The 22,352-nt window shown below is 43.7% G+C and carries 22 protein-coding genes, 7 tRNA genes and 1 pseudogene; 13 read left to right on the top strand and 17 right to left on the bottom strand.

The features are described from left to right. The first annotated feature begins 273 nt into the window (after positions 1 to 273). The 11 genes from BQ5453_RS12750 (at position 274) to BQ5453_RS12705 (ending at position 9,497) form a co-directional block, all read left to right on the top strand. The gene (locus BQ5453_RS12750; RefSeq protein WP_071123471.1) at positions 274 to 987 is read left to right on the top strand and encodes an OmpA family protein; all 714 of its coding nucleotides are present in this window, start codon (positions 274 to 276) and stop codon (positions 985 to 987) included. Between the two features lie 128 nt (positions 988 to 1,115). Then, entirely contained in the window at positions 1,116 to 1,316 is a 201-nt protein-coding gene (locus tag BQ5453_RS12745; protein ID WP_071123470.1) for a hypothetical protein, read from the top strand. 47 nt (positions 1,317 to 1,363) lie between these two features. Beyond that, complete coding sequence (locus BQ5453_RS12740; protein WP_071123469.1) at positions 1,364 to 1,927, top strand: DUF4199 domain-containing protein; 564 nt, start codon at positions 1,364 to 1,366, stop codon at positions 1,925 to 1,927. A 30-nt stretch (positions 1,928 to 1,957) separates the two neighbouring features. After that, entirely contained in the window at positions 1,958 to 2,923 is a 966-nt protein-coding gene (locus BQ5453_RS12735) for a glycosyltransferase family 2 protein (protein WP_071123468.1), read from the top strand. Positions 2,924 to 3,057: 134 nt separating this feature from the next. Then, on the top strand, positions 3,058 to 3,474 hold the full coding sequence (locus BQ5453_RS14630; protein WP_317039483.1) for a DUF6452 family protein: 417 nt from the start codon (positions 3,058 to 3,060) through the stop codon (positions 3,472 to 3,474). Between the two features lie 106 nt (positions 3,475 to 3,580). Then, the gene (locus BQ5453_RS12730) at positions 3,581 to 4,204 is read left to right on the top strand and encodes a DUF6048 family protein (RefSeq protein WP_143033414.1); all 624 of its coding nucleotides are present in this window, start codon (positions 3,581 to 3,583) and stop codon (positions 4,202 to 4,204) included. A gap of 234 nt (positions 4,205 to 4,438) precedes the next feature. Then, positions 4,439 to 5,428: an FAD:protein FMN transferase gene (locus BQ5453_RS12725; protein WP_071123467.1), complete on the top strand. Its 990-nt coding sequence runs from the start codon at positions 4,439 to 4,441 to the stop codon at positions 5,426 to 5,428. 19 nt (positions 5,429 to 5,447) lie between these two features. Continuing rightward, the gene (locus BQ5453_RS12720) at positions 5,448 to 6,113 is read left to right on the top strand and encodes a Crp/Fnr family transcriptional regulator (protein ID WP_083361239.1); all 666 of its coding nucleotides are present in this window, start codon (positions 5,448 to 5,450) and stop codon (positions 6,111 to 6,113) included. 145 nt (positions 6,114 to 6,258) lie between these two features. After that, a complete protein-coding gene (gene galE / locus BQ5453_RS12715; RefSeq protein WP_071123466.1) occupies positions 6,259 to 7,299 on the top strand; it encodes a UDP-glucose 4-epimerase GalE in 1,041 nt (346 codons plus the stop codon). A gap of 170 nt (positions 7,300 to 7,469) precedes the next feature. Then, entirely contained in the window at positions 7,470 to 8,615 is a 1,146-nt protein-coding gene (gene nspC / locus BQ5453_RS12710; RefSeq protein WP_071123465.1) for a carboxynorspermidine decarboxylase, read from the top strand. Between the two features lie 12 nt (positions 8,616 to 8,627). Then, entirely contained in the window at positions 8,628 to 9,497 is an 870-nt protein-coding gene (locus BQ5453_RS12705) for a homoserine O-acetyltransferase/O-succinyltransferase family protein (protein ID WP_071123464.1), read from the top strand. A gap of 99 nt (positions 9,498 to 9,596) precedes the next feature. Here BQ5453_RS12705 and BQ5453_RS12700 read toward each other — a convergent pair whose 3' ends face one another. The 8 genes from BQ5453_RS12700 to BQ5453_RS12665 form a co-directional block, all read right to left on the bottom strand. Further along, on the bottom strand, positions 9,597 to 10,199 hold the full coding sequence (locus tag BQ5453_RS12700; protein ID WP_071123463.1) for a hypothetical protein: 603 nt from the start codon (positions 10,197 to 10,199) through the stop codon (positions 9,597 to 9,599). Between the two features lie 156 nt (positions 10,200 to 10,355). Next, a tRNA-Gly gene (locus tag BQ5453_RS12695) sits at positions 10,356 to 10,428 on the bottom strand. 21 nt (positions 10,429 to 10,449) lie between these two features. Further along, a tRNA-Leu gene (locus BQ5453_RS12690) sits at positions 10,450 to 10,533 on the bottom strand. A 37-nt stretch (positions 10,534 to 10,570) separates the two neighbouring features. Next, positions 10,571 to 10,653 (bottom strand) — tRNA-Leu (locus BQ5453_RS12685). A gap of 30 nt (positions 10,654 to 10,683) precedes the next feature. Then, positions 10,684 to 10,756 (bottom strand) — tRNA-Gly (locus BQ5453_RS12680). A gap of 6 nt (positions 10,757 to 10,762) precedes the next feature. Next, positions 10,763 to 10,836: transfer RNA gene (locus tag BQ5453_RS12675), tRNA-Arg, on the bottom strand. A gap of 16 nt (positions 10,837 to 10,852) precedes the next feature. After that, positions 10,853 to 10,926 (bottom strand) — tRNA-Arg (locus BQ5453_RS12670). 26 nt (positions 10,927 to 10,952) lie between these two features. Beyond that, a tRNA-Arg gene (locus tag BQ5453_RS12665) sits at positions 10,953 to 11,026 on the bottom strand. 320 nt (positions 11,027 to 11,346) lie between these two features. On the opposite strand from BQ5453_RS12665, the gene BQ5453_RS12660 reads away from it, so the two are divergent. Beyond that, positions 11,347 to 12,633 (top strand): hypothetical protein, encoded by a 1,287-nt coding sequence (locus BQ5453_RS12660; protein WP_071123462.1) that lies wholly within the window; start codon positions 11,347 to 11,349, stop codon positions 12,631 to 12,633. Here BQ5453_RS12660 and BQ5453_RS12655 read toward each other — a convergent pair. The 6 genes from BQ5453_RS12655 to BQ5453_RS12630 all read right to left on the bottom strand — a co-directional run bounded on the left by BQ5453_RS12655 (position 12,623) and on the right by BQ5453_RS12630 (position 18,631). After that, entirely contained in the window at positions 12,623 to 12,988 is a 366-nt protein-coding gene (locus tag BQ5453_RS12655; protein WP_071123461.1) for a hypothetical protein, read from the bottom strand. The genes BQ5453_RS12660 and BQ5453_RS12655 overlap by 11 nt on opposite strands. Before the next feature lie 857 nt (positions 12,989 to 13,845). After that, a complete protein-coding gene (locus tag BQ5453_RS12650; protein ID WP_022101747.1) occupies positions 13,846 to 15,414 on the bottom strand; it encodes a peptide chain release factor 3 in 1,569 nt (522 codons plus the stop codon). A gap of 3 nt (positions 15,415 to 15,417) precedes the next feature. Further along, a complete protein-coding gene (locus BQ5453_RS12645) occupies positions 15,418 to 16,413 on the bottom strand; it encodes an acyltransferase family protein (RefSeq protein ID WP_074027669.1) in 996 nt (331 codons plus the stop codon). Between the two features lie 64 nt (positions 16,414 to 16,477). Then, positions 16,478 to 17,332, bottom strand: coding sequence for a dTDP-4-dehydrorhamnose reductase (gene rfbD / locus BQ5453_RS12640; protein WP_071123459.1), 855 nt, complete (start codon positions 17,330 to 17,332; stop codon positions 16,478 to 16,480). 17 nt (positions 17,333 to 17,349) lie between these two features. Continuing rightward, positions 17,350 to 17,931, bottom strand: coding sequence for a DUF4924 family protein (locus BQ5453_RS12635; protein ID WP_071123458.1), 582 nt, complete (start codon positions 17,929 to 17,931; stop codon positions 17,350 to 17,352). Between the two features lie 31 nt (positions 17,932 to 17,962). Then, entirely contained in the window at positions 17,963 to 18,631 is a 669-nt protein-coding gene (locus tag BQ5453_RS12630; protein ID WP_143033411.1) for a LysE family translocator, read from the bottom strand. Between the two features lie 468 nt (positions 18,632 to 19,099). Between BQ5453_RS12630 and BQ5453_RS12620 the strand changes: the two genes are divergently transcribed. Next, positions 19,100 to 20,149 (top strand): diacylglycerol/lipid kinase family protein, encoded by a 1,050-nt coding sequence (locus tag BQ5453_RS12620; protein WP_071123456.1) that lies wholly within the window; start codon positions 19,100 to 19,102, stop codon positions 20,147 to 20,149. Between the two features lie 96 nt (positions 20,150 to 20,245). On the opposite strand, the pseudogene BQ5453_RS12615 reads toward BQ5453_RS12620, so the two are convergent. The 3 genes and pseudogenes from BQ5453_RS12615 to BQ5453_RS12605 form a co-directional block, all read right to left on the bottom strand. Beyond that, positions 20,246 to 20,695: pseudogene (locus BQ5453_RS12615) on the bottom strand (MFS transporter); the annotation flags it as partial. Between the two features lie 39 nt (positions 20,696 to 20,734). Then, a complete protein-coding gene (locus tag BQ5453_RS12610) occupies positions 20,735 to 21,778 on the bottom strand; it encodes a transposase (protein WP_074027632.1) in 1,044 nt (347 codons plus the stop codon). Between the two features lie 34 nt (positions 21,779 to 21,812). Beyond that, entirely contained in the window at positions 21,813 to 22,190 is a 378-nt protein-coding gene (locus BQ5453_RS12605; protein ID WP_143033257.1) for an ISAon1 family transposase N-terminal region protein, read from the bottom strand. Between the last annotated feature and the right edge of the window lie 162 nt (positions 22,191 to 22,352).

Here is a 22,352-nt window from a genome sequence, read left to right as displayed (position 1 = left end):
AAGCGCGCAGAACTTGTTGCCGTATCTGTCAAATGGCGGCAATAGTTTGCTTTGTTTGTTAGTAAGTATTTGGAGGCAAAGTTACAAATAATGCTTTAATTCGTTTCTGTAAAGCGACTCTTTTATCTCGTTTTATGAGAAATATGGCATATATTTTGCGCGAAATTTTGTTTTTCTGTCATCATGCACTACCTTTGCAAATAGTTGTACACTCCCGATAGCATATTAGAGTGAGGTGTGCGGTTGTAGAAACTTTTAATAATAAGAACTCCTATGAAAGGTAATAAATTGACAGTTTGTGCTTTGAGCGCAGCCTTGTTGCTTAGCGGCTGTGGTGGTATGTCTAACACTGCAAAAGGTGGATTGATTGGTGGAGCCAGCGGCGGTGCGCTTGGTGCCTTGGTCGGCCAACTTATCGGTCATGGCAAAGGTGCTGCGATTGGTGCAGCTGTTGGTACGGCGGTAGGTGCCGGTGCTGGTGTGATCATTGGCAATAAAATGGACAAGGCTAAGAAAGCTGCAGAAGCTGCAAACGCAAAAGCGGAGATAATAAAGGGTGCTGATGGCACAGAGTATGTAAAAGCGACGTTTGATAGTGGCTTGCTTTTCACAACAGGCTCATCATCGCTCAGTGCAAGTGCATCAAGCGCTATTGCTAAATTTGTGAGCGATTTGACAGCTGAAGATAATACATACAACTTGGCAATCTGTGGTTTTACGGATAATCAAGGTTGGAGAAACAGCACAGCAGAGCAAAGCAAGGCTAAAAATGTGACACTTTCGCAGAGTCGTGCTGATGCTGTAAAGAATCGCATCGTAAGTGCTGGCTATCCCGCATCTCGTTTGGTGAGTGTGAAGGGTTATGGCGAGGAACACCCCGTGGCTGATAATTCAACTGCTGCTGGTCAAAAGGAAAATCGCCGTGTCGAAGTGTATATCTTGCCAAGTAAGGAAATGATAGAGGCTGCAAATAATGCTGCCAAATAATAAGGCGTTTTAGGTGAGATATTTAATTAAATTACATTTATAGAATAAGGTGTCAATGTCCGAGGCCATACAGGTGTATGGCCTTGGCATTGGCATTTTTTACTAAGAAGTGAAATATTCGGATTTTGATGGGAAGAAAACTCTATCTTAAACCAGCAACTATAGTTGTGGCTTTGCAACAAGAATGTCCTATTTTGGCTGGGGCGGCATCTGGGGCGGCATCTATTGTAGATATCCAAACACCACACAATTGCGTGAAGGATGCAGGTGAAGATCAATATTCTCAAAAGAAACAGTCACACCCTATATGGGGTAATATGGAGCCATAAGTGCAAATCTCTCGAAGTTTGGAGGCCGATATAGCGACTTGAACAATATGAAGCAGAATAGCGAATTAGTAAGAGAAATAAATAACTACGCCATGCGTAACGGCATGGTGCTAGGACTGTTTGGCATAGTGTCTTTATTGATATTCAAGTGGTCGTTTGCGTTGCCTGCATTTTCCACATTATTTGGAATTATGCTGTTGGGCAGCCCCGTTTTAGGCGCATATTTGACGATAAAATTTAGGAACAATGTAGTAGGTCCTGATGGCACATTTGGCTTTGCCAGAGGGTTCCTTCATGCACTTTTTATGGGGTTTTATGCTTCGATTTGGGTAGCGTTGGCAGTATTCGTCTATTTGCAGTATTTTGACAATGGTAGTATATTTGCCGCTTATGGCCATTCGCTTGAAACGCCCGAAATGCAACAGTATCTACTACAGTCTGGCGTTGGAGCGCAATTTGATTCCATCTCTGGTGGCAAGGGCGCACAAGGTATAGTTGATGCCATGCAGAGTCTTGGGGCGGCCACTTACGCTTCGATGTCTTTGTATCTGTCGATGATTTTCGGACCGGTAATATCAACTGTAATAGGTCTGATAGCGCGTCGTGGATAAAATCTTTGTTACGTATCTAAAATTCAAATAATGGAATATAAATATGACATATCGGTTGTAGTGCCTCTCTTTAACGAAGCAGAGAGCCTTCCCGAGTTGTATGCGTGGATTAAACGCGTTATGAATGCGCATGATTTCACGTTTGAAATAATATTTGTCAATGATGGCAGTACGGATACATCGTGGGACGTGATAGAAAAAGTTGCTGCAGACGATCCTCATGTACATGGAATAAAGTTCCGTCGCAATTATGGCAAAAGTCCCGCATTGTTTTGTGGCTTCAGAGCTGCGAACGGCAGAGTCGTGATTACGATGGACGCAGACTTGCAGGATTCTCCTGACGAAATACCAGAACTCTATCGTATGATAACAGAGGACGGTTATGATCTTGTGTCAGGCTACAAGCAAAAACGCTACGATCCGTTGTCAAAGACCATACCTACAAAATTGTTCAATGCCACAGCACGTAAGGTCAGTGGTATACACAACTTGCATGACTTTAATTGCGGACTAAAGGCGTATCGCAATGAAGTTGTCAAAAATATAGAGGTATATGGCGAAATGCATCGTTATATTCCTTATTTGGCTAAGAATGCAGGCTTTGACAAAATAGGAGAGAAAGTGGTGCACCATCAAGCGCGCAAATTTGGCAAGACGAAGTTCGGTGGCTTAAATCGTTTCGTAAATGGCTACTTAGATTTGTTGTCGCTATGGTTCCTTAATAGTTTCGGACTCAAGCCTATGCATGTGTTCGGCTTTTTAGGGTCAGTTATGTTCTTCCTTGGTTTTGTTGCTTGTGTTGTTGTGGGTGCAATTAAATTGGTGCATCTATATACAGGTGGTACAGCGCCGCTTGTAACAGATTCTCCCTATTTTTATATAGCGCTGACCATGATGATACTTGGTACACAATTATTCGTGGCCGGATTCTTGGGCGAATTAGTAAGTCGTAATGCGGATGGACGTAACGATTATCAAATAGAAAAGGAAATATAGCAGTGGTTTGTAAATTGTGTACAAATGCAATAAAACGGCTGTGTCGTAAGCACTTCATTCTGTGTGTTTCGGGTGTGGTTGTTCTTTTGGCTGCATGCTCAAATATTGATTGCCCGCTTGATAACGTGGTGAGTATGCAGTGCAACTTGTACGCTGCCGAGACAAAGAGCCCAATGACGTTGTATGACGAATTGAGCGTCACGCCAGCTGGACGTGACACGGTTTTGCTGAATAAAGCTACAGATATTTCGTCCTTTCTGTTGCCGCTTAAGGAATCTGGGACACGCGATACTTTGTTGCTTCATTTTTCGAACTTGTCTGGTCAAGACGCAGTCGACACCTTATTTGTAGATCACATTCCACAACCTCATTTTGAGTCACTTGATTGTCCGTCTTCGGTATTTCATACAATAACAGGTGTGAGGGCTACATCGCATTCTTTAGGCAATATGCCATTGACTATTGACAGTGTGGCACTTGTTCGCTCAATTGTAAATTATGATGATGTTGAGAATATACGCATTTATCTTCGGTCTACTGTTCGTCAGTAGCTCAAGAGCACTTTCTGTAGAAATAAAAAATGCCGATTGTGATGCATGGGTTACAGATACGGTGCGTGTAACGGACTCAAAGCGTGCCGATACAGATATAAAGGGAGTGCAATATTCGTCTCCACAGGAAGCTGCTGCAGCACTCGAGGCCAAGAGGCGTATGCCTTTCTTGGCGGGTGTGAGTATTAGTGCTGATTTGTGTGGGGCGATTATGGCCGCTTGTACACCGTATGGCCAGTATGAGGCTGCGGCACGTCTTAATTTGCGTGGTCGATATTTTCCAGTGTTCGAAATGGGTATAGGGGTGAGCAATCATACTAATGATGCCACCGATTTGCACTACAAGGTACATTCTCCTTATTATAGGATAGGTTTGGACTATAACGTAGCAAAGAATGTGCGCGCACTGGGACGCATTTTCGTGGGGGTGCGCTATGCCTTTTCAACATACAAGTTCGATGTCGATGGGCCAGATATGGTTGATCCCGTTTATGGCGGTAATGTGTCTTTTAGTTACCATGGCGTGCGTGGTACCAATCATTGGGGAGAAGCTGTATTTGGCCTCGAAGCCCGTGTATGGGGCATTTTGCATTTGGGGTGGTCGATCCGCTATCGTATGCGCTTCTACAACAAGCGTACTATTGTAGACAACTCATGGTATGTACCTGGTTATGGAAAGAATGATACGCATGCAATTGGCGGTACCTTTAATGTGGTAGTAGACATATAAGTAGGCGTTCAAAATTATTTTATACAATCAGTAGGTGTCATTTTCACATTGAAAGCATGTTCTCGGGGCGCATCTGTTCCTTTCGTTCTCAGTCACATAGCCCGCTATAACCCCCTTCGGTTCCCCCGTTATCGGGGGACAGAAACCTTCGTGCGAAGGAAACATCTGCGTCTCGATAACGCACTTTCAATGTAAAAATAATCTTGAACACCTACTTAATGAATCAATGTCATAATGATGAAAAAGGTAGCAGGAGGAATATTTCTCTTATTTTTGATATTAGCATCGGCATGGATTGTGTTCGGTCGTGGCGGTGCAAAACTACAAACTTCTGAGGGGGCTATATTTGGTACGACGTACCATATAAAATATGAGTTCTCAGAAAATCTTGACACAGCAATACTTGCAGAATTAAGACGTGTGGACGCAAGTCTTTCTGTATTTAACCCACAGAGTACCATATCGCGTATAAATAACAGGCAAATATCACGTGCAGATGCCATGCTTTATGAGGTGTTACAAAAGGCTCAAAAGGTTAGTGTGGCTACAGGTGGTGCTTTTGATGTCACTGTAATGCCGCTTGTCAATGCCTGGGGCTTTGGTTTTAAGAGTAGGCAATTTCCAACGAATGTCCAAGTCGATTCAATAAGGAAATTTGTTGGCTATAATTTAATCAAGTTGTCACCAGATAGTACTATAACTTGTGCAGACGTGCGATTGATGATTGATTGTGGTGCAATAGCCAAAGGATATGGCGTTGACCGAGTGGCCAGGTTGTTACGCGAGCATGGGGTGCGTAATTATATGGTAGAAATAGGAGGTGAGGTCGTGACAAAAGGCCGCAATCCTGAGAGTAAATCGCCATGGCAGATTGGCATAAGTAAACCAGTAGAGGGTGCTGATGCTAATAATGGTGATTTGCAGACCGTGCTAAGTCTTGAAAATGCAGCCTTGGCGACGAGCGGAAATTATCGTAACTATTACGAACACAATGGGCGCAAATATGCTCATACTATAGATCCACGTACAGGACGCCCTGTACAACATTCCTTGCTCTCAGCTACTGTCATTGCACCCGATTGTGCTACTGCTGATGCTTACGCCACAGCATTTATGGTGCTCGGTGTTGATGGGGCCAAAAAGGTGTTGAAGGAAAATAAAAGATTGCACGCATATTTGATTTATGCAGATGAGAAGGGTGTGTTGAAGTCGCTTGAACTCTAATTATAGTATATCTGAGTATATGACAATGCCACTCTTTTCAAACCGATTATTATTGTTGCCCTTGTTTCAGGGGTTCAGCAGACTGGACTTTATTGACATTGTTGAGAAGACGCCATTCGATTTCCGTACAATTTCGCCAAAGGGAATAGTGGTCTCGCAAGGTACAACATGCAAATGCCTTTGTATGGTTCTTAATGGTAAGATGAGTGTCGAAACAGACAGTCCTGAGCATACTTATCGCTTGACGGAAAGTGTGAGTGCTCCTCATATCATTCAAATAGAAAATTTGTTCGGTCTACACAATAAATATACCCGTACATATAGGGCACAGTCTGAAGTGCAATTGGTGATGCTTGACAAGCAAAGTGTAAGGCAGTTACTGGTGGCCTATCCTGCGTTTCAAATCAACTTTTATAATGCAGTAAGCACTTGTGCACAAAGTCGAGAGGTGATGTTGTGGTCAAAACGTTCGGATACGGTAGAAGGTCGTTTCCGTACATTCCTGTTGAGGCGTTGTTTGCGTCCGATTGGTCAGAAACAATTAAAAATACGTATGGAAGACCTTGCCTCCGAGCTGGGGGCGACACGTTTGCGTGTGTCGCAAATGCTTGCAGATTTAGCAGCAAAAAATAAAATTATCTATTCGCGTGGTATAATACACGTTCAAAGTTTAGAAAATTTGTAGTCTGTGCTTTTATAATCCATAAAAAAAGCATACTTTTGCACATAGAAATAAACATCTAACAGATAGCTTTAAGCAGCATGTACTTTGTCCTTAGATGGGGAAATGCTGGTTGGCTAACTCCAAACAAATAAATCATACAAGTGTCATGAAAAAGACCATTCTAGTAACAGGTGGTACGGGCTTCATTGGCTCGCACACCACTGTAGAGCTGCAGAACGCAGGTTACAATGTAGTGATTATTGACAATCTGTCAAACTCAAAGGCTGATGTAGTTGACGGCATTGAGAAAATTACAGGCATTCGCCCTGCTTTTGAACAAGTAGATTGCTGCGATCTGGAAGCGTTGGAAGGTGTCTTCAATAAATATCCTGAAATAACAGGTATTATTCATTTTGCAGCTTCAAAGGCTGTAGGCGAGAGCGTACAGAAGCCTCTGAAGTATTATGAAAACAACTTGCTTTCTCTTATCAACTTGCTTAAGTTGATGCCTAAGCACGATGTTAAGGGTATCATATTCTCTTCTTCTTGCACCGTTTATGGTCAGCCTGATCCCGAGAACTTGCCCGTAACAGAGCAAGCTCCGATCAAGAAGGCTGAGAGCCCTTATGGCAATACCAAGCAAATTAACGAGGAAATCATTCAAGACTTCGTGCATAGTGGCGCCAATATCAGCGCAATCATCTTGCGCTATTTCAATCCAATTGGTTCACACCCATCAGGCATCATAGGCGAAATGCCTAATGGCGTTCCTGCCAACTTGATTCCTTATTTGACTCAGACCGCAATCGGTATACGTCCTTGCTTGAAGGTGTTCGGCGATGATTACGACACTCCTGATGGCTCTTGCATTCGCGATTATATCTATGTGCTTGATTTGGCAAAGGCACACGTGGCAGCTATGGCCCGTATCGTAGAAGGTAAGAACACTGATCCTGTAGAAATCTACAATGTCGGTACAGGTAATGGTGTGAGTGTGCTTGAACTCATTCACACATTTGAAAAGTGTACAGGCGTGAAACTTAATTACGAGATTGCTCCTCGTCGCGAAGGCGATATCGAAAAGGTTTGGGGCAATGTTGATAAGGCTAACAAGGTACTCGGTTGGAAGGCAGTACACACACTTGAGGAGGCTCTCTCGTCTGCATGGAACTGGCAGCAGAAGCTTCGTGAGCGTGGCGTGATGTAATCAGCCGACGGAAATACATTGTGATTTTTTATAGAGGAGTCAATAATGCTTTTCTCTTTAGACGAGTGGAAAAGCAGATTAACTCCTCTTTTTTTATATAACAAGGCATTGCAATTTTGCAGCATTGTGTAACTGCGTTGTGTGCAAATGCCTAACAAAACTCCAATAAGTTGCAACCATACTATTTACTTCAAGAGTCGCTTTTGCGACGAAACCTATCATTGATAAGACGCATAGCTGATGAGGCTGGGGTAGAATTCATATTAGCCTTCAAGGCTTTTGCACAGTGGCGTACTTTTCCGATATTCAGAGAATATATAAGCCACACAACTGCATCTTCACCCTATGAGGCTCGTCTGGCATTTGAGGAGTTTGGTACTAAAGCGCATACCTATTCTCCGGCTTACGAAGATGACACTTTCGATACAATACTGAAATGTTCAAGCCACATTTCGTTCAACTCACTTACTCAGTATAGCCATTTTGTGTCTAAGGTTAAGGAACAGGGGCCTGAGGCACCAAGTATAGGTTTGCGTATCAATCCAGAGCATAGTGAGATAGAGACGGAGCTATACAACCCTTGTGCGCCGGGCTCTCGATTTGGAGTTTTAGCTTCCCAATTACCAGAACAGTTGCCAGATGGTATTGAAGGCTTCCATTGCCATTGTCATTGTGAAAGTTCTGCAGAAGCTTTACAAACAACCTTAGGCTGGATTGAACGGAAGTTTGGGAAGTGGCTTGGGCAACTCAAATGGCTTAATTTAGGTGGCGGACACCTGGTAACCAGAAAGGGCTATAATACGACCCTTTTAGTTGGTATCCTTAAGGATTTCAAGAATAAATACCCCAATCTTCGTATCATACTCGAGCCAGGATCGGCCTTCGCTTGGCAAACAGGGCCGCTTGTGTCGCAAGTGGTAGATATAGTGGAAAATCATGGCATAAAAACAGCCATACTCAATGTAAGTTTTACGTGTCACATGCCCGACTGTCTAGAGATGCCATATCACCCAGCAGTGAGAGGTGCAGAAACTTTGGAAGATGCGGTGGAACCGGGTGTTGCCGCAGAAGCCTCTGTGTATCGCTTAGGGGGCAATAGTTGTTTGAGTGGAGATTACATGGGGTATTGGCGCTTTCCAAATCCACTCAAGGTTGGCGATATAGTAATATTTGAGGATATGATACATTATACGACGGTCAAGACAAATATGTTTAATGGTATCCATCACCCTGCTTTGAAAATCGAAAAATTAGACGGAAGCATACAAACACTGCGCGAGTATCACTATGAGGATTATCGTGACAGAATGGATTAAGATTTTGAGTAGATGATAGCAAACAAACAAATTTGGTTGCCGGCGGGGTTGCCCTGTGTTACAACGATAGACACGTCAACGTATGAACTTGCCAAATGGAAGACGCTTTCCTGTAAGAAACGTCTTCTTATTCTGAACTTAATGCCAGTGAAGAAAGATACAGAGGAAGATATCGTACGTACACTTGCAGCTTGCGATGTTGAGGTACAAGTAGTTTTTATAAAAATAAAAGGACAAAAATACAAAACTACGCCACAAGCCCATATGGACGCGTTCTATTTGGATTTTGAAGCGGTTGAGCCACACCAGTTTGACCGTATGATAATAACAGGTGCCCCATTAGAGCAGATGCCTTTTGAGCAAGTGCGTTATTGGTCACAACTGCAGCATATAATGCATTGGGCTGACACCCATGTAGAACGCACGCTTTATATATGTTGGGGTGCACAGGCGGGGTTGTATGAGCATTATGGTATACAAAAGTTCGCACTTGCTGAAAAGATGTTTGGCATTTACGTGCAAAATGTGCTTGAGCCAGACGATGTGCTGATGCGTAACCTTGCACCCAGTTTCAAAATGCCAAATTCTCGACACACCGAAGTTCGCGTGGCAGACATAGTGGCGCACAAGTCTGATGGCTTGCGTCTTTTAGCAATGAGCGATGAGAGTGGGGTGGGGGTAGCTGCCACACATGACGGGCGTCGAACTTTTATTGTGGGGCATTTGGAGTATAATCCGAATACACTCCACAATGAATATCATCGTGATTTGGACAAACATTTGCCCATACATGAGCCACAACATTATTATGACGAAAATGGCGGCGTAATTTATTCGTGGCAACATGATGCGATACAATTCTACAAAAATTGGGTGGAATAGACCAGATGGCCGCGTTCTCAAGAATGCGAGTCTTTTCTATATTACTGCAAAAGCGGAGCGCATTGCAATAGTTATATGTTGCAATGCGCTCCGCTGCTTTTATTCGTCCTCTTCGCCTTCGGTAGGCAATTCATTGCCTACGAATTCGTATGTAAAATTATTCCCCCTAGCTGAAGGAAATTGACTGCGTAAGTCAATCTCTGGCCTGTTTTTAAGGTGTTCTATTATCCTGTTGTAGCACTCCATTCCCGAGTTGGCACGTACATAGGCTTGAAAAGTCGTGTCTTGGTAACGGAATTTGGTGGTTCCTGCTATTTGAATTACACGTTTGAATACCACAGTACCAAGATACCAACCGCTATGAATTTCTGCAAGCTGTGCAGCGCGAATTTCCTTTTTGTTTACAATAGCTTCAACGCTTGACGGTGTATTGCTTGCAGTAACAGGTGCATTGTTGTTGTCCTTATGGTGGGATTTGAATTCCTCCTTAGATTCTGCAGCGGTCTTTATCAGTATGAAATAAACGCGTGGGCGTATTTTGTATCGTTTGGGATATGGCATGTCGCTTTCGACATAACTGCGTACATCTTCTTCCAATCGTGCATTGATAGGAATTTCGGGTATAGATGCAAGAAATCCCATCAGTTCATCATAGTTGTGTACTAATACTTCTTGGTCAAAGTAACGGGCATAGATATTCATATTACAAGAATCTTATAAAATGTGTGTGAGGCTCTGTGGGTGTTCTCTTAATATAGTAATAAAATGGGAATATACGTTTTCAAAAGGAAGAGCCTTATTAAAAAAAATGGCAGCTTCGCGAAATAAAATCGCAGAGCTACCTTCGATCTGTCAAAGAGCGGAAAACGAGACTCGAACTCGCGACCCCAACCTTGGCAAGGTTGTGCTCTACCAACTGAGCTATTTCCGCATTTATAGTTACAATTACATGTGAAGAGGAGGAGACTCGAACTCCCACGACACAATTGTCACTACCCCCTCAAAGTAGCGCGTCTACCAATTCCGCCACCTCTCCGTTATGTATGTAACTTGCTTATTACATCAAATTACAGTGCCCAGAACAGGACTCGAACCTGCACGTCATTGCTGACACTAGTACCTGAAACTAGCGCGTCTACCATTCCGCCACCTGGGCTTGTAGAACTGCGATGTTATAAGCAAAAAGAGCGGAAAACGAGACTCGAACTCGCGACCCCAACCTTGGCAAGGTTGTGCTCTACCAACTGAGCTATTTCCGCAAAAAGTGACTCCTATAGGATTCAAACCTATAACCTTTTGATCCGTAGTCAAATGCTCTATTCAGTTGAGCTAAGGAGCCAATTATCTTTTCTTTGTGACTCCTATAGGATTCAAACCTATAACCTTCTGATCCGTAGTCAGATGCTCTATTCAGTTGAGCTAAGGAGCCTTCCTTGCAATAACTTTTATAATAAGTGACTCCTATAGGATTCAAACCTATAACCTTTTGATCCGTAGTCAAATGCTCTATTCAGTTGAGCTAAGGAGCCTTTATTTCTGTTTTGCGAGTGCAAAGGTACGACTTTTTCCCATATCTCCAAAGTAAATGCCATTATTTTTTTGAAAAAATGATAGGAGGCAGCTGAACAAAGATTGTCGGAACTGCTTTTATAGGCGTCAGGCGACTTGCAAAAGCTATACGACAAACTTATTAAAGGATAGGCAAAGGCTACATCAAATTCTGTTCATACTGTTAGCCCCGATGAATTGTATATAATAGCAAAGACTTGCATTCCGACATTAAATGAATGGGTGCAGACTTTGTGCTTGATGCTTACAACAACACACCAAGGCGGAGTTTGAACTCGTCATGTCGCAAGCACTTGAAAAGGGTATCAATCAAGGCATATCAGCAGAGAGCCTTGGCCGTCAGATACGGCAGTATCTCAATAACCCCGATATGATGTACAGACGCTATCACCTCAAAAAAGCCATGTCGGACGGAACGAAACGCGATGTCGTGGAATGGCGCAGACGTGTGATAGACGAGCAAGGCAAGGTGCGCTTTGTAAAAGAGGACTTGGCCCATGTCGGCACTGGTGTATATCGTTCAGCACGTCAGAATGCCTTGCGCCTGACTATTACCGAAACGAACATGGCATACAACTATGCAAATTGTGAAAGGTGGAGTAGTGAGCCATACGTGTTGGGCATTCGTATCAGAACGTCAGCAAATCACCCCGAGAAGGATATTTGCGATGAACTTGCAGGCGACTACCCCAAAGATTTCATGTGGCGAGGCTGGCACCCACGTTGTCGCTGCTCCATGTCATCAATCTTGATTGACCGCAATAGCGAGGAGTGGAAATATTTGCGCTCTCTGCCAGAGAAAGACTATAGGGCTTACAAATCCCCCAACCTTGTGCCGAACGTGCCTGAGAAGTTCTCTAAATGGTGCGAGCGCAATGCTGACAAATTAAACTTGGCGCGAGAGAACGGAAAGCTGCCTTACTTCGTGATGGATAATATGAAGACCGTTGGAAAGTTCGTAGGCTGGAATGAGGAAACCATTCTGGCAAAAGAGATAACTGAAGTATGCAAGATGGCGCGCGCATCTAGCAAAGAAGTTCAAAGTACAGCGGAATCTATTGCACAAAAGTACGGAGCTAAATGTACACCGATAAACTTTAAGAGCGAGGAATCTATAAGGAGAAAAGTCCTCTTGGAAAGACAAGAAGTTCCTATGTTTTCGCCAAAGAATTTGAAAGATACAGTACGAACAACAATAGTTGCTGACAATAAGGATATTGATTTTATAATCAGCGACTTGGTTAAACATAAATCTTTTGTGCGACTAAAGAAACAGAAAACATCATTAGGCTATGTTGGTAATATAGTCAATCTAATAACAAATAATGGTCTTATAGCAGAGGTTCAAGTAATCACGCCTTATATGATTTATGCTAAAGAATCTCCCAAAATTGCAAAGCAACTTTTGGGAGAAAGTATGTGGAATAAGATAATGCAAAAAACAAAATTAGAAGGTGGACTCGGACATAAATTCTATGAACAATGGAGATTGTTAAATCCGAAAAGTAAAGAAGCTATCGAAATAGCAAAGAAAAGTGTTGAATACTATAGACACTTTAAGAATTAGCTAATTTCCGATATTTGCCAGTACGCGGATTCCAATCCCATGTTATACCGAAATTGTCATACTCTTCTTTTGTGATTGGTTCAAGAAAATTCTCCATACTGAAACTTGGAATACCCCATGCTTCTCTTTCATCTTTACCTGCTTTACGTTCTCTAAGATACTCAATATGTTTTATATAACGTTGGCCATTGTCATCTTCACGTACAACGGCATCAGCTTCATAATTTGAGAAATATTTCATACAGAAAAAAATAAATAAAAGATACCCATGGTCAGCCACTCGCATCCCACTGTCTTGTTTCATACACCATTCCGTCAAAGGAAAAGCCTTGTCCGCTGTTAGGTGTCTTGTCATGTTAATGCAAAGTTATAAATTAAAATTATATGTAGAAGTTTTACGCATCAATTTCCCAAAGATATTGAATATTCCCACCTCCTAAAGTAAGCGTCACGTCAGACTCGGCCATCAAGACACATTTTTTGAAAGAGAAATAATACAACGACTTTGGCTTTAGTTCGCCATATATATAAAGTCAGAGGGGTCGCAATATGCTACCCCTCCTTCTGTCGAGGAATCGGTAGTCATTAGCTACGGAATCCTCATTGCAAAGGTATGGAATTATGCCATACCTTGCAAGTTTCATACCTCAATTTTTCAGTAGTGCAACTTTATATTGATATTTTGTCTGCACTCTGCACAAATGGACGTAAAGATCTGATAGTCGGGGATATAGAAAGTGTAGATGCACTCTGCTTTTTGATTGCACTGCCGTCTGCACAAATCGGTTGTGCCGGATAGAAAAATCGGTTATGGGAATAAGAAAAAAGCATCGGAGTGATTGAAAGTTCTGTATCCCGTAACAGAAATTACCTGTGCTCGTTTCAGTTCTTTAGTTTTGTTATGTGTGTAGGCAGAATGTGGTAGTGTAGATGAATGTAGAGGTTGTGTGCACTTCGTATTCTATTGATTGTCAACGAAATAATGCGAATAGTGTAGAGTGTAGAAGAAATGATGAAATGTTGCTATTGTACAAGGTTTGATTAGAACGGTTCAATAATGTTTTATAGGGCAAATGGTTTTATAAGGGGGGGCGCTTGTGCGTTGAAACGCAAAACTGCCGTTCATGTTTCAGCCACCTTTGCATATAGTATTGCTTGGGGTGGGTAACATGAACGGCAGTTTATGTCCGGTGAAATATGGGTTGTTATGTGTTAGAACTCGCTTGTAAAGTGGAATTTGATGTGTTCAAAATCCTGTTGTGCCATTTGTAGGACATAGCCTGAGTCGGCGAGGAATACATCGCGACCCTCACGATCCTTGGCCATATATTGGTATTTGCGTTTTTTGAAATTCTCGAGTTCGGCTTCATCGTCGCTTTCAATCCAGCATGCTTTATACAGATGTATGGGCTCCCAACGGCATTTTGCATTGTACTCATTTTCGAGTCGGTATTGTATGACTTCAAATTGCAGTTGTCCGACAGTACCAATGATTTTGCGTCCGTTAAACTGGTTGACAAACAGCTGTGCCACGCCTTCGTCCATAAGTTGCTCAATGCCTTTGTTGAGTTGCTTGGTCTTCATGGGGTCGGCGTTCTCAATGTATTTGAACATTTCGGGTGAGAATGAGGGTAGACCTCTGAAATGCAATTGTTCGCCTTCGGTGAGCGTATCGCCAATTTTGAACACGCCGTTGTCTGGAAGGCCAACAATGTCTCCCGCCCAGGCCTCGTCGATGGTGCTTTTGCGCTGGGCCATGAATTGAGTTGGTGAAGAGAAGCGCAGCGTTTTGCCATTACGAACGTGCAAGTATGGTTTGTTGCGTTCGAAACGGCCAGAGCATACTTTGCAGAAAGCTATGCACGAGCGGTGGTTGGGGTCGATGTTTGCGGTAATTTTGAATATGAAGCCTGTAAACTTTTCTTCATCGGGGTTAACCATGCGTTCCTCTGCTTTGGTGGGGCGGGGGTAGGGGGCTATTTTGACAAAGCAGTCAAGCAGTTCCTTAACGCCAAAATTGTTAAGTGCAGATCCGAAAAATACGGGTGCCACGTCGGCGTTAAGATAGTCGTCTTGATTGAATGCAGGATATACGCCGTCAACAAGCTCAAGGTCGTCGCGGAGACGTTGTGCATCTTGTTCGCCTACGTGGGTTTCAAGTTCCTTGCTGTTGATGTCTACGGCAATTTTTTCGGTAACTTTCTGCTTGTCTGCAGCGAACAAGTTGAGTTGTTGTTCGTATATGTTATATACACCTTTGAAACGTGCACCTTGATTGATAGGCCATGAAAGGGGGCGTACTTTTATTTGAAGTTCTTGCTCTAATTCGTCGAGGAGGTCGAAGGGGTCTTTGCCTTCGCGGTCCATTTTGTTGATGAAGATGATGACAGGGGTTTTGCGCATGCGGCACACGGTCATCAGTTTGCGGGTTTGTGCCTCGACACCCTTGGCACTGTCAACTACGATGATGGCAGAATCAACTGCGGTTAGTGTTCGAAAAGTGTCTTCGGCAAAGTCCTGGTGACCCGGTGTGTCGAGAATGTTAACTTTATAACCTTCGTAGTCGAATTCCATCACGGAGGTGGTGACGGATATACCACGCTGCTTTTCAATTTCCATCCAGTCAGACGTGGCGGTTTTCTTTATTTTATTATTCTTGACGGCACCAGCTACTTGTATCTGGCCGCCAAAGAGCAGTAATTTTTCGGTAAGCGTTGTTTTACCAGCATCAGGGTGTGAGATGATGGCGAATGTTCGCCGACGTGAGATTTCTGAATTCATTGTTCAGTTATGGTTTAATTGTATTTTGTTCGTGATGTATTTTATACAGGTGTGAACGCCCCATGCTGACAGCAGCGTAAGCATAGCTATTAAAATCTTTGCTGTACGATTGGTGGTGTCGAGGCTTTGGGCTACTATTGTGCTGAAGCGATAGGTTATGCCTATTAGCAGATATGCCTCGAGTGTGCATTGCCCTGCATGTCGCAACATTTTGAGAAGGAAACGGGTAATGGGGTGCTTTCCCATTTTGTGGAACAACAGTCCTAATAATACGCAGACGCCTGGCACAATCAATATGAATGGCAGATAAAGCAGTCCGGTGTTGCGCATGGTCATGAAACCGAATTGGTTGATTGCCATGTTGTATAGTACCAAGGTAATGCATGATGCGGCGACTAAACCAACTCTGATTTTGTTGCGTCGAAGTTTGGTGCATGGCTGCTGCAATAGCCATGCGGCATAAATGCCTATGAAGAATATAGGCATGCGTGCGGCAGCTAATATGTATTGGTTGTATCCTCCAGGGTGCAGTACCATGAAATATACGGCGTAGATGCTGGTTAAGGCCAGACCTGTGACGACAGCCGTAGCTGTGGCTAATTTTCGTTGTGCGGCAAACCATCGCGAATATGCCGGAAATGCGGCATAGAGCAGCACTATGACGGATACAAACCAACCGAACATGTATTGGCGTGTGGCTGGAAACCAATAGGCGAGTGTGGTACCGCCCCAAAAGGCCCTTTGCCATGTAAAGTTGTGCTGTATGAGCATCATTGTTGCAAATAGGCAGAGGAAAGGGGGGAATATGCGCAAGGCTCTTCTCTTGTAAAATGTCAGGGTGCTGTGGCCTTTTTGTGCTGAGTAGTATAATCCAAATCCGGACATGAAGAAGAATGCGTCTACACCTCCTTGACAACACAATGCTAAACGGTTTAAGGCAAATGATCCTAAGTCGCAGTTCAGATGTGTTAGTAGTATTGACAGAATGGCTATTCCCATCAATTCTGTCCGGTATGTTGAAATCAGATTTGTCAAGTTCCTTTAATCGTTGTTCCGGGGTGGTTTATAGTTCTTTGATACACTCTTTTAGTGCATCTTTCCACCATCTTATTTCAATGCCGAATGTGCTTTTGATTTTTGACTTGTCGAGCACCGAGAAGTGCGGTCGTGTGGCGGGTACCGGGTAGTCCTCTGTGTGGATGGGGGTGACGTGACAACTGTCGATGCCCTCTAATTGGTGTATGGCTTGTGTGAAGTCGTACCAGGAGCATACGCCTTCGTTGGTAAAATGATAGACTCCGGGCACAATGCCGCGGTCGATGATTTGCATGATGGTGCGTGCGAGGTCGCGTGCGTAGGTGGGTGAGCCTACTTGGTCGAAAACGACTCCAAGTTGTTCACGCTCCTTGCCCAAGCGTATCATGGTTTTGACAAAATTGTTTCCGAATGTAGAGTATAGCCATGCGGTACGTATGACCATTGAACCGGCGCATGAACGTATGACGTTTTCCTCACCAGCCAATTTTGTGCGGCCGTATACGGTTTGTGGATTTGTGGCGTCTTCTTCTTTATAAGGCTTGCAGCTGTTGCCGTCAAACACATAGTCGGTAGAAACCTGTATCATGGTGCCGCCAACTGAGGCAACCGCTTCGGCCAAATATCCTGGTGCAATGTTGTTGAGCAGGTTACACAATTCTTCGTTGCTTTCAGCTTTGTCTACAGCTGTAAAGGCAGCACAGTTTACAACGATGCTGATGTGGTTTTGTTCGATAAAAGCATATACAGCCTTGCGGTCGGTTATATCAAGTTCATCCTTGTCTGTAAAGTAAAATTTGCAAGTGTCATCATATTTAGATGCAAGCAGTTGTATTTCATTGCCAAGTTGCCCTTTGCAGCCTGTTACTAAAATGTGTTTCATTGCTATGAATTGTATATTTAGTCGTTGAAATCGAGAGGTTCTTTTTTGTCTTTGAAATAGTAGTCAGACAGTTGCCCTAACAGGGTGGAAATGTCTTTGACGGCGTGCGCTGTGTCATCGCTGATGTTTTTTTTCTGTAAGCGAAGCATCATCACGCCGTAAAGGAGGTCGAAGCAGGTCTGAAGTTCTGGTTCGTTGTTGGTTTCAGCTTGTATGCTCTTGTCAAGACTATTTTGATTTTTTCCGCGTAGTTCTACGATGTAGGGCAAGACCTTGTAATACATCTCGCGGTAATAGGGGAATTTCGCAGCGCTTTTGATCAGGTGTGCATGCAGTTCGCATAACTCTTGTAGTATGTTTGTGCATATTTGCAAATGTCCATGCTCTTTTTTGCCTTCGCTGCGCATCATTTCGCAGAGGTTTGCATACCACTCTTCAGTAGCCTTGCGTGTTTCGGAGGGCAGGTTGAACTGGCTGATATATTCTTGCGCAATGCGGTCGCTATCGCAGTGGTAGGCTCTTATGATGTCTTCAACTTGCCACATATATAGCAGGTATTCTGCGCGATTGGTCTTTTTAAGTTTGTCTGCTACTATCATAGTATGTACTTGCAAATGGTGGGGAAGAATGTTAGTACAATGAGATTTTGAAAACAGTCATAATGGCATATATGATGGAGGCTGCAAAAACGATGCAACCTATTGTGCGGTTGAGCCGCTGAATGCCTTTTACGCCAAAACTGTTGCGCATTTTGTTAATGACATAGGTTAAACCAAGCCACCAAAGCATGGCACCGGCAACAATTGAAAGGTAGCCTATGCATTGACCAAACCAATTGCCCGGAATAACAAAGGTGAGCATGTTGAAAAGGGCAATGAACAGAAATATGATCAGTGGGTTGGATAGCGTGATTAAAAATGCGGTGGTAAAATTATGAAAGAGAGTGCCTTTGCCTCCAGACGATTGGTGCATGCTCTTGCGGGGGTCGGTTTTGTACATGTAGACTCCAAAAATAAAGAGCATTACACTACCTATCAACTTGAGCCAAAATATGTTTTGCTCCTTGTCTATGAAATCCATAACGAATGACATGCCTAAGCCTGTCATTAAGGCATAGATGATGTCGCTTAATGCTGCTCCAGCTCCAGTTACGATGCCATAGGCACGTCCTTTTTGCATGGTACGTTGTATGCACAAGATGCCAACAGGACCCATAGGGGCTGATGCTATAATTCCGACAAGGAGACCTTTGAGTATAAGCAATATAGGACTTGCAAAGTCAATAAATATGTGGTTCATATATAGAAATCGTGTCAGTATTTATGCAAAATTACGCATTATAAAGTGAAGTCCCAAGAAAGTAAAGCGTTTCTTTTGGATAGAGGGCTTATGGGGACGATGAGTCGTAATTGTTCTTTCTTCTGTTTTTAACTTTTGTCTTGTTGGGAGTATGGGCGCGTGTAGTTTTTGTTGTCGGTGATAATTATACTCTGAGATTTTGTAGTATCTTTGCATAAGATAGGCTGCACCTCAGCATAACGTTCAAGCAAGCTTGACGTTCTGCATTCGGTTTGCACTATCTTTGCATAAGATAGGCTGCGGTTCGGCAAAGATTGCAAGTAAACTTGCATCTCTGCGCTCACCTTGCACTATCTTTGCATAAGATAGGCTGCGGTTCGGCAGAACGCTTAAACAAGTTTTGTGTTCTGCGCTCACTTTGCACTATCTTTGCATAAGACGGTGATCTCTCATCTTTTGTGGAACTCCATGAAAAAGAAAGTTTTATATATAGTCAATCCAATATCTGGTACTCAACGTAAGAAGAATATTCCGAACTTAGTGGCGGAATATACAGATCATGCGCGTTTTGATGTAGAGGTCGTTGCCACGCAATATGCAGGCCATGCTACTGAAATTGCAAAATCGGCTGCGGCTGCAGGGACTGATATCGTGGTGGCTGTTGGCGGAGATGGTACGGTGAATGAGGTGGGACGTGCGCTTATACACACACAGACTGCTTTGGCGATAATTCCGTGTGGGTCGGGCAATGGTTTAGCCCGCCATTTGCATATTCCGTTGCAGTCACGTAAGGCTATCGAAGTGATTAACCGTTGTGTGATACATCGATTGGACTATGGTACGATAAATGAACGTCCTTTCTTTTGTACTTGTGGGGTTGGTTTTGATGCTTTTATAAGTGAGCGCTTTGCATCTGCTGGCAAGCGTGGACTGCTTACTTATGTGGAGAATACATTGAAGTCGGGATTGCTGTATAAACCTCAAGTATATACCATCGAAGATGCAGATGGTGCAGAAACTTGCAAGGCTTTCTTAATTGCATGTGCCAATGCTTCACAATATGGAAATGATGCCTATATTGCACCTTATGCAAGTATGCGTGACGGTTTGCTTGATGTGGTGGTGATGGAACCTTTCAATACGATAGAGTCGGCACAAGTGGCCTTTCAGTTGTTTACGGGGACCCTGCCCGATAATAGTCATGTAAAGACATTTAGATCTTCGCATTTGCGCATTACGCGTGAGGGAAGTGGGGTAGCACATTATGATGGCGATCCGTTTGTAACAGGAAGCAGTATTGATGTGTGTTTGCATAGAGAGGGTTTACCTGTTGTTGTTAATCCTGACAAACCTGACGGGCAGAACTTACGGCAGCCTGTTGTAAAGAACTTGATGCAACATATACCGGATTTCTTTAGCGAGTGGAAACGTATGCCTGAGACGATTATTGAAAAAACGAGTCGCGACTTGCTAAAGTCGGGGAAAAATATAATGGATTTGTTTAAGGGTAAAAACTAAAAATATCGGCCATACATGAGGCGTGTCCCATGTATGGCCGATAAAGTTATGACAACCGTTGTGTAAGAAACGGCTGATGTCAGACTATTCAGCGTATCATTTTTTTATGTTTGGCTTTTGCAAGCCATATCCCTTGCGTTTGTCTTCCAGTATGAGAAGCAGGGATATGATAATGGCAGTGGCTCCAAAAGCAGCAAAGATAGTCATAGTATGTGTGTAGTCTATTACGCCGTTAGCTTGTGTGTTGGATTGGTTTACCTTGCCAATCCAAACGGGTACGAGTGCCAACCCAATGTTTTGAATGTAAAAAATGAGTGCGTAGGCAGTACCGAGCAGTTTCATTGGTATGATACGGGGTACAGAAGGCCACATGGCTGACGGTACAAGACCAAAGGCAACGCCTAAGACTATCATGGCGATTATAGCCACGATCCACGAGTTCAATGGTAATGCAAATGTGATGTGTACCAAGGTGAGCAAACAACTGCCAATGAGCATAAGGGTGGCACCTTTGCCATATTTGTCGTAAATGCTGCCGAATAAAGGGCGCACCCGACAAACCCTGTGGAGTAGGCCGTGCAGATGCTAACCCAAAACTGTTGCTAAACGATACATGAAGAATGGTATGTCTATGACTCCTTTTACTTGTGCACGAAAGCATTTGATCTTTGAGTTCAACGATTCAGCTGAAGCGTTAGTCTTACGTCCGTCAAAGTAGTTCAGGATTTCATCCTCATAGAATCTGATGGTATCGCGTACGGACTTGATTTCACGCAGAGTGCAGGAAGCCACTTTCTCATACCACCCCTTGAAATTCTGTTTGGCAGTCTCCTTTGTGAGTTTCTTGTTTCTGAATATGGCTCTAAGGGAGTTGATCAGATTGTATGCTTCTTCAAGTTTTGGGTAGAGTGCGAAAAGTATCTTCGCACGCTTTTTCTGCGTTGCGCTCCACTTCTCTCGGCTCATGGACAATTGCTTGCGACATCGTGTCTGTGCCTCTACAAGAGTCTCGCCATTTTCAAGCCTTTTGGGTTCAAAGCGAGTGTTCAGCCTCATAGGCTTTCTTCCGCGCTTGCTCTTCTTCCAGTTCTTCCCATGCCTTTTCCTCATTCGCTCGCGGTAAGCCTTTCTCTGCGCTGCCAGATTTTCGAGGTATTTGCGAAACTCTGCCTTCTGTCTGTTCGCCTCCTTTACGGCTTTTCGTTTCAGGCGCAGGCGTATCTCTTCGCAGCCCTCTCCACCGCGTTTTACGACATGGAAGCAGTCACGTATGACTGTGGCTTTAGGGAATGCCTCTCGGGCTATGACACGCATGCAATCTGAGAGATCCATCGTGATATTCTCAACCATTTCACGCTTATCTGCAGGTAGTTGCATGAGAACCTTCAGTACGTCAGCAGGATTCGTTCCCTTGACTACTGCTATGATTGCACCCTTGCGACCATGGGCATCCTTGTTGTGAACGATAGTGTACAGTTCGCCCTGGAGGGAGGTCTCGTCTATGCCTTGCTCCTTACCTACGTTTTGCGGAATAAGAATCCACTTGGATGCGTGATCCTTCTGCTCCCACGTCTCGAAGTTACTCAGGGCGTCCTTGTATCTTTTGGCAAACGTGGAGCTGTTAATCATGTACGTATAACCAATCTGACGAGCGGTTATCGTCTCAGAGTCCATTCGCCCTCTTTAAAAAAAGCGCGAAGTCCTTCGCGTATCGAGTGCCCTTATGCTTCAGTTCAAACTCCTTGTCAAGGTCAACACTTCTTGTTGTGCCATCCGGCATTGTCCAACGCCTTCTTCGTATGTGAAGTACCGCCTTCTTGTCTCGGGCTGGATAGTCAAGTAAACATGATTCTTCCCCAAAACCATTGCTCACGGAATCCTTCATGTCTGGTGTGCGATTGTCGCGCTCATCCAGATAGATGTGAAGCTCTGTTGTGTAAAGAACATCCTTGTCCAGAGTACGCTGTGTTGCAAAGTCTGTCACCTCGAAATATTTAAGAACTCCTTCGGGGAGGAAATATGAGGCGAGGCCCTCATACATATTTTTATTGCCATTCTGATTCATAGTGCAAAGGTACTACTTTTGGGCAATCATGTATCGTTTGGCAACTCAGTTTTTGGGTTAGCATCTGCACAGCCCTCCACAGGGTTTGTCGGGTGCGCCNNAGGGCGCACCCGACAAACCCTGTGGAGTAGGCCGTGC

The organism is Prevotellamassilia timonensis (genome assembly GCF_900106785.1).
Classification (GTDB): domain Bacteria; phylum Bacteroidota; class Bacteroidia; order Bacteroidales; family Bacteroidaceae; genus Alloprevotella; species Alloprevotella timonensis.
The sequence above is the reverse complement of the archived record's forward strand: the minus strand, read 5'-3'. Positions and strand labels throughout refer to the sequence as shown.

Excerpts from the sequence above, each read along its gene's own strand:
- BQ5453_RS12725 (WP_071123467.1), top strand. The coding sequence starts at position 4,439 with ATGATGAAAAAGGTAGCAGGAGGAATATTTCTCTTATTTTTGATATTA.
- BQ5453_RS12705 (WP_071123464.1), top strand. The coding sequence starts at position 8,628 with ATGATAGCAAACAAACAAATTTGGTTGCCGGCGGGGTTGCCCTGTGTT.
- BQ5453_RS12750 (WP_071123471.1), top strand. The coding sequence starts at position 274 with ATGAAAGGTAATAAATTGACAGTTTGTGCTTTGAGCGCAGCCTTGTTG.
- BQ5453_RS12700 (WP_071123463.1), bottom strand. The coding sequence starts at position 10,199 with ATGAATATCTATGCCCGTTACTTTGACCAAGAAGTATTAGTACACAAC.
- BQ5453_RS12650 (WP_022101747.1), bottom strand. The coding sequence starts at position 15,414 with ATGAATTCAGAAATCTCACGTCGGCGAACATTCGCCATCATCTCACAC.
- rfbD (WP_071123459.1), bottom strand. The coding sequence starts at position 17,332 with ATGAAACACATTTTAGTAACAGGCTGCAAAGGGCAACTTGGCAATGAA.
- BQ5453_RS12645 (WP_074027669.1), bottom strand. The coding sequence starts at position 16,413 with ATGGGAATAGCCATTCTGTCAATACTACTAACACATCTGAACTGCGAC.
- BQ5453_RS12735 (WP_071123468.1), top strand. The coding sequence starts at position 1,958 with ATGGAATATAAATATGACATATCGGTTGTAGTGCCTCTCTTTAACGAA.
- BQ5453_RS12720 (WP_083361239.1), top strand. The coding sequence starts at position 5,448 with ATGACAATGCCACTCTTTTCAAACCGATTATTATTGTTGCCCTTGTTT.
- BQ5453_RS12745 (WP_071123470.1), top strand. The coding sequence starts at position 1,116 with ATGGGAAGAAAACTCTATCTTAAACCAGCAACTATAGTTGTGGCTTTG.
- BQ5453_RS12630 (WP_143033411.1), bottom strand. The coding sequence starts at position 18,631 with ATGAACCACATATTTATTGACTTTGCAAGTCCTATATTGCTTATACTC.
- BQ5453_RS12660 (WP_071123462.1), top strand. The coding sequence starts at position 11,347 with ATGTCGCAAGCACTTGAAAAGGGTATCAATCAAGGCATATCAGCAGAG.
- BQ5453_RS12620 (WP_071123456.1), top strand. The coding sequence starts at position 19,100 with ATGAAAAAGAAAGTTTTATATATAGTCAATCCAATATCTGGTACTCAA.
- BQ5453_RS12605 (WP_143033257.1), bottom strand. The coding sequence starts at position 22,190 with ATGTATGAGGGCCTCGCCTCATATTTCCTCCCCGAAGGAGTTCTTAAA.
- BQ5453_RS12635 (WP_071123458.1), bottom strand. The coding sequence starts at position 17,931 with ATGATAGTAGCAGACAAACTTAAAAAGACCAATCGCGCAGAATACCTG.
- galE (WP_071123466.1), top strand. The coding sequence starts at position 6,259 with ATGAAAAAGACCATTCTAGTAACAGGTGGTACGGGCTTCATTGGCTCG.
- BQ5453_RS12610 (WP_074027632.1), bottom strand. The coding sequence starts at position 21,778 with ATGATTAACAGCTCCACGTTTGCCAAAAGATACAAGGACGCCCTGAGT.
- BQ5453_RS12655 (WP_071123461.1), bottom strand. The coding sequence starts at position 12,988 with ATGACAAGACACCTAACAGCGGACAAGGCTTTTCCTTTGACGGAATGG.
- BQ5453_RS12740 (WP_071123469.1), top strand. The coding sequence starts at position 1,364 with ATGAAGCAGAATAGCGAATTAGTAAGAGAAATAAATAACTACGCCATG.
- BQ5453_RS14630 (WP_317039483.1), top strand. The coding sequence starts at position 3,058 with ATGCAGTGCAACTTGTACGCTGCCGAGACAAAGAGCCCAATGACGTTG.